Consider the following 5,449-nt stretch of genomic DNA (forward strand, 5'->3'; position numbering starts at 1 on the left):
CCCCATCCCCGCCCCCTTCGTTCGGCAGAGCCTAAGGCCGGACAGATCACTTGCTACAAACTCCGGACACATCACGTGTTAGCGACACCCTTTGGGTTTTTGGTTGAACGTCCAATATAAATGCGTAGGATGATGAACAGAATGTTCCGCCGTCCCGCCGTCGGTCATGGCGCGGCGGTTCCGGACGGACGCAAGGCGGGGGCGAAATGGCCAGGTTCGAACAGCAGCAGCTCTACATTCACGGTCGCCTGGCGGACGCGCAGGGCGGGGCCGCCTTCACGACGGTCAACCCGGCGAACGGGGAGATCCTGGCGGAGGTGCAGCAGGCCTCCCGCGCCGACATTGACCGCGCGGTGGCGAGCGCCCTGGAAGGGCAGGCGGTCTGGGCGGCGATGACCGCCATGCAGCGCTCCCGAATCCTGCGCCGCGCGGTGGAGATCCTGCGCGCGCGCAACGACGAGCTGGCGGAGCTGGAAACGCTGGACACCGGCAAGCCGCTGAGCGAGACGCGCTACGTGGACATCGTCACCGGCGCCGACGTGCTTGAATATTATGCCGGCCTCGCGACCGCCATCGAGGGCACGCAGATCCCGCTGCGTCCGACCTCCTTCGTCTACACCCGGCAGGAGCCGCTGGGCGTGGTGGCCGGGATCGGCGCCTGGAACTACCCGATCCAGATCGCGCTGTGGAAGTCGGCCCCGGCGCTGGCCGCCGGCAACGCCATGATCTTCAAGCCGAGCGAGGTCACCCCGCTGAGCGCGCTGAAGCTCGCGGCCATCTACACGGAGGCCGGGCTTCCGGACGGTGTCTTCAACGTGGTGCAGGGCGACGGGCGCGTCGGCGCGATGCTCGCCGAGCATCCGGAGATCGCGAAGGTCTCCTTCACCGGCGGCGTAGAGACCGGAAAGAAGGTCATGGCCTCGGCCGGCGGCTCGTCGCTGAAGGAGGTGACGATGGAGCTTGGCGGCAAGTCGCCGCTGATCGTCTTCCCCGACGCCGACATCGACCGCGCGGCGGACATCGCCATGATGGCGAACTTCTACAGCTCCGGCCAGGTCTGCACCAACGGCACGCGGGTCTTCGTCCACCGCGCCATCAAGGAGGCCTTCGAGGCGAAGGTCGCCGAGCGCGTCGCGCGCATCCGGCTGGGCGACCCCATGGACCCGGACACCAACATGGGTCCGCTGGCGAGCTTCCCGCACATGGAAAAGGTCCTGCGCTTCATCGAGTCCGGCAAGGCCGAAGGCGCGCGGCTGCTGGCCGGCGGCGGCCGGGCGACGGGAGCCGGGCTCGCCGAGGGAGCCTATGTCCAGCCGACGGTCTTCACCGACTGCCGGGACGAGATGGGCATCGTGCGCGAGGAGATCTTCGGGCCGGTGATGAGCATCCTCGCCTACGAAGAGGAGGAGGAGGTCATCCGCCGCGCCAACGCCACCCATTACGGGTTGGCCGCCGGGCTGGTGACCAGGGACCTCAGCCGCGCCCACCGGGTCATCCACCGGCTGGAGGCGGGCATCTGCTGGATCAACGCCTGGGGCGAGTCCCCGGCGGAGATGCCGGTCGGCGGCTACAAGCAGTCGGGCATCGGCCGCGAGAACGGCATCGCGACGCTGGCCCACTACACCCGGACCAAGTCCATCCAGGTCGAGCTGGGAGACTACGGCTCGGTCTTCTGACGGGGCTTAGCTTTCCATCCGTCACCCCCAACGCGCAGCAGGGCAGGGCATCATGAGCAAGGCCAGGGAATACGATTACATCGTCATCGGCGCGGGCTCGGCCGGCAACGTGCTGGCCGCTCGGCTGACGGAGGACGAGGGCGTCAGCGTCCTGCTGCTGGAGGCCGGCGGGCCGGACTACCGGTTCGACTTCCGCACCCAGATGCCGGCGGCGCTCGCCTTTCCGCTCCAGGGGCGGCGCTACAACTGGGCCTACCAGACCGAGCCCGAGCCCTTCATGAACAACCGCCGCATGGAATGCGGGCGTGGCAAGGGGCTCGGCGGGTCCTCCCTGATCAACGGGATGTGCTACATCCGCGGCAACGCGCTGGACTACGACCACTGGGCCAAGCAGCCGGGCCTGGAGGGCTGGAGCTACCTGGACTGCCTGCCCTATTTCAAGAAGGCCGAGACGCGCGACATCGGGCCGAACGACTATCATGGCGGTGACGGCCCGGTGCACGTCACCACGCCCAAGGCGGGCAACAACCCGCTCTTCAACGCGATGGTCGAGGCGGGGGTACAGGCCGGATACAAGCGGACCGATGACCTGAACGGCTACAGCCAGGAGGGGTTCGGCCCGATGGACCGGACCGTCACGCCGGAGGGCCGCCGCGCCAGCACCGCGCGCGGCTATCTGGACATGGCGAAGGGGCGGGCGGGGCTGACCATCGTCACGCACGCCCTGACCGACCGCATCCTGTTCGCGGGCAAGCGCGCGGTCGGCGTCGCCTATCTGCAAAACGGCACTCCGGAGACCGCCCACGCCCGGCGCGAGGTGCTGCTGTGCGCGGGCGCCATCGCCTCGCCGCAGATCCTCCAGCGCTCCGGCGTCGGTCCGTCGGACCTGCTGCGCGAGCTGGAGGTGCCGGTGGTCGCCGATGTGCCGGGCGTCGGCGCCAACCTCCAGGATCACCTGGAGATGTATCTCCAGTACGAATGCCTCCAGCCCGTCTCGCTCTACCCGGCGCTGCAATGGTGGAACCAGCCGCCCATCGGCGCGCAGTGGATGTTCCTGGGCCGGGGGATCGGCGCCAGCAACCAGTTCGAGGCGGGCGGATTCATCCGCTCCGACGAGAGCTTCGAATGGCCGAACATCCAGTACCATTTCCTGCCGGTGGCGATTAACTACAACGGTACCAACGCCATCAAGGCGCACGGATTCCAGGCCCATGTCGGCTCCATGCGCTCGCCGAGCCGCGGGCGGATCCGGGCGCGCTCGCGCAACCCGAACGACGCGCCGAGCATCCTCTTCAACTACATGTCCACCGACCAGGACTGGCGGGAGTTCCGCGATTCGATCCGCATCACCCGCGAGATCATGCGGCAGAAGGCGCTGGATCCCTACCGTGGCCGGGAACTGAGCCCCGGCGCGGATGTGCGGACGGACGCGGAGCTGGACGCCTTCGTCCGCGCCCACGCGGAGACCGCCTATCACCCGTCCTGCTCCAACCGCATGGGCGAGGACGACATGGCGGTGGTGGACGGCCAGGCGCGGGTGCATGGGCTGGAGGGGTTGCGGGTGATCGACGCCTCGATCATGCCGCAGATCATCACCGGCAACCTGAACGCGCCGACCATCATGATGGCGGAGAAGCTGGCCGACGTGATCCGCGGCCGCAAGCCGCTGGCGCGCGCCGACGTGCCTTACTACGTCGCCGACGGGGCGCCGGCCCGCCGCCGCCTGGACCGCGAGGCGCTGGCGGCCGAGTAGGCCGCCGGCCCTGCCGGGCGGCATCCCGGCGTCAGGGCAGGGCGCTTTCGGCGAGGTTGGCGGAGAGCTGGCTGTCCAGGAAGTCGATGGCGATGTCGCGTGCGCGGTCCGCGTCGGCGGCGCCGGTCAGGGCCGAGCGCAGCCAGAGCCCGTCGATCATCGCGGCCAGCCCTCGCGCCACCGTCTCCGCCCGGTCGGCCGGCAGAAGGTCGCGCAGGCTGTACATCAGGTTGGAATGGAGGCGGCGGTTGTTCACCCGTTGCAGCCGCGCCAGGGCCGGCACATGCGGAACCTGCGCCCAGAATCCCAGCCAGGCGTTGATCACCTGGGGCGTGAACTGGAGGGAATCGAAGTTGCTGTCGATCACCGCCACCAGCCGGTCGCGCGGGCTTCCCGCGGCCGAGAGACGGGCGACCGCGTCGTTGCGCAGTTGGAGGAGCATGTTGCGCATCGTCGCGACCAGCAGTTCCTCCTTGCCGCCGAAGTAATGATGGATGATGCCCGGCGAAACACCGGCCTGACGGCTGATCGTCTGGATCGTGGTGTCGGCAAAGCCCCGCTCACCCAGCGACGTGATCGTCGCCTCGATCAACTGCTGGCGCCGGATCGGCTCCATCCCGAGTTTTGGCATGCGGCTCGCTTCCCTGTTGTCGTAACTCGAACGCCGTAAAGACGTCCATTACTGTCAATAAGATGTCATTTTTTTAATTGCACGACCGATCAAAGTACGCAATCCTCACCTTGGTCAATGAAAATCCCCTCTTGCGCAAGCTCGGCTATACTATACCGATGGAAAGTGGAGGAGGGCAGCCGCTGAATTGCCGCGGCCGGCGGAAACACGCATGTGTGACGGCCGGTTCCCCGCGCGGTCGGCGGCGGAACGATAAGCGGGCCGGCCCCCGCACCGAACAGGACGACTTCCCGAAGAAGGATTAGGCTGGACATGACGAAGAAAGCGATGCGAACCATCCTGGCGACCGGCGCGATGCTGCTGGCCTCCGGCACGGCGGCCCTGGCCGCGGACCCGGCCTCCTGCAAGGCGGTGCGCTTCGGTGACGTGGGCTGGACCGACATCGCGGCGACGACCGCGCTGGCCTCGAAGACCCTGGAAGGGCTCGGCTATCAGCCCGTCACCAACATCTCGTCGGTGCCGGTCGTCTATCTCGGCATGAAGACGAAGTCGCTGGACGTCTTCCTCGGCAACTGGATGCCGACGATGGAGAGCATCAGCCAGCCGATGGTTGACGAGGGCGCGGTCGAGGTCGTGCGCGCTAACCTGGAAGGCGCCAAATACACGCTGGCTGTGCCCAGCTACGCCGCCGCCGAAGGGCTGAAGTCCTTCGCCGACATCGACAAGTTCAAGGACAAGCTGGACGGCAAGATCCTGGGCATCGAGGCGGGGAACGACGGCAACCTCGTCATCGACAAGATGATCAAGGCGGACGCCTTCGGCCTGGGCGACTTCAAGCTGGTCGAATCGAGCGAGGCCGGCATGCTCAGCGAGGTCCGGCGCGCCACCCGGTCCAAGAAGTGGGTCGTCTTCCTGGGCTGGGAGCCGCACCCCATGAACAAGAACTTCGAGCTGACCTACCTGACGGGCGGCGACGAGTATTTCGGGCCGAACCTGGGCGGCGCCACGATCTACACGAACGTGCGCAAGGGCTACATGACGGAATGCCCGAACGTCGGCAAGTTCCTCCAGAACCTGTCCTTCACGCTGGCGATGGAGAACGCCGTGATGGACGACATCCTGAACAACAACAAGCAGGCCGACGCCGCCGCGGTGGCCTACCTGAAGCAGAATCCGCAGGTTCTGGAAGCCTGGCTGGCCGGCGTGACCACGCTGGACGGCAAGGAAGGCCTGCCGGCGGTGAAGGCAAAGCTCGGCATCAAGTGAGCCGGGAAGAAGGCCGGTCCCCAATTGGGGCCGGCCTTTTTCTTGGTGCGCCCAGCATGGGCGTTCTCTTGTGGGTGCAAGTCCCATCGTAAGCTGATCACGGCGAGCGAAGTGAAGCGCAAC

At 67.1% G+C, this 5,449-nt stretch carries 4 protein-coding genes; 3 read left to right on the forward strand and 1 reads right to left on the reverse strand.

The features are described 5' to 3' along the window. Positions 1–206: 206 nt before the first annotated feature. Both betB and betA read left to right on the forward strand, forming a co-directional pair. Positions 207–1,676 (forward strand): betaine-aldehyde dehydrogenase, encoded by a 1,470-nt coding sequence (betB, locus tag JUB11_RS32100; protein ID WP_207462876.1) that lies wholly within the window; start codon positions 207–209, stop codon positions 1,674–1,676. A gap of 52 nt (positions 1,677–1,728) precedes the next feature. Continuing rightward, positions 1,729–3,429: a choline dehydrogenase gene (betA, locus tag JUB11_RS32105; protein ID WP_207462877.1), complete on the forward strand. Its 1,701-nt coding sequence runs from the start codon at positions 1,729–1,731 to the stop codon at positions 3,427–3,429. 31 nt (positions 3,430–3,460) lie between these two features. Here the strand turns inward: betA and betI are convergent, their stop codons facing one another. Continuing rightward, positions 3,461–4,060 (reverse strand): transcriptional regulator BetI, encoded by a 600-nt coding sequence (betI, locus tag JUB11_RS32110; protein ID WP_207462878.1) that lies wholly within the window; start codon positions 4,058–4,060, stop codon positions 3,461–3,463. A gap of 312 nt (positions 4,061–4,372) precedes the next feature. Here betI and JUB11_RS32115 point away from each other — a divergent pair, with 312 nt between their 5' ends. Then, positions 4,373–5,326: a choline ABC transporter substrate-binding protein gene (locus tag JUB11_RS32115; RefSeq protein ID WP_207462879.1), complete on the forward strand. Its 954-nt coding sequence runs from the start codon at positions 4,373–4,375 to the stop codon at positions 5,324–5,326. Positions 5,327–5,449 lie beyond the last annotated feature (123 nt).

It is taken from the genome of Azospirillum sp. SYSU D00513, assembly GCF_017356015.1.
Classification (GTDB): Bacteria; Pseudomonadota; Alphaproteobacteria; order Azospirillales; family Azospirillaceae; genus Azospirillum.

Coding starts and splice junctions, on each gene's coding strand:
- betB (WP_207462876.1), top strand. CDS start 207: ATGGCCAGGTTCGAACAGCAGCAGCTCTACATTCACGGTCGCCTGGCG.
- betA (WP_207462877.1), top strand. CDS start 1,729: ATGAGCAAGGCCAGGGAATACGATTACATCGTCATCGGCGCGGGCTCG.
- betI (WP_207462878.1), bottom strand. CDS start 4,060: ATGCCAAAACTCGGGATGGAGCCGATCCGGCGCCAGCAGTTGATCGAG.
- JUB11_RS32115 (WP_207462879.1), top strand. CDS start 4,373: ATGACGAAGAAAGCGATGCGAACCATCCTGGCGACCGGCGCGATGCTG.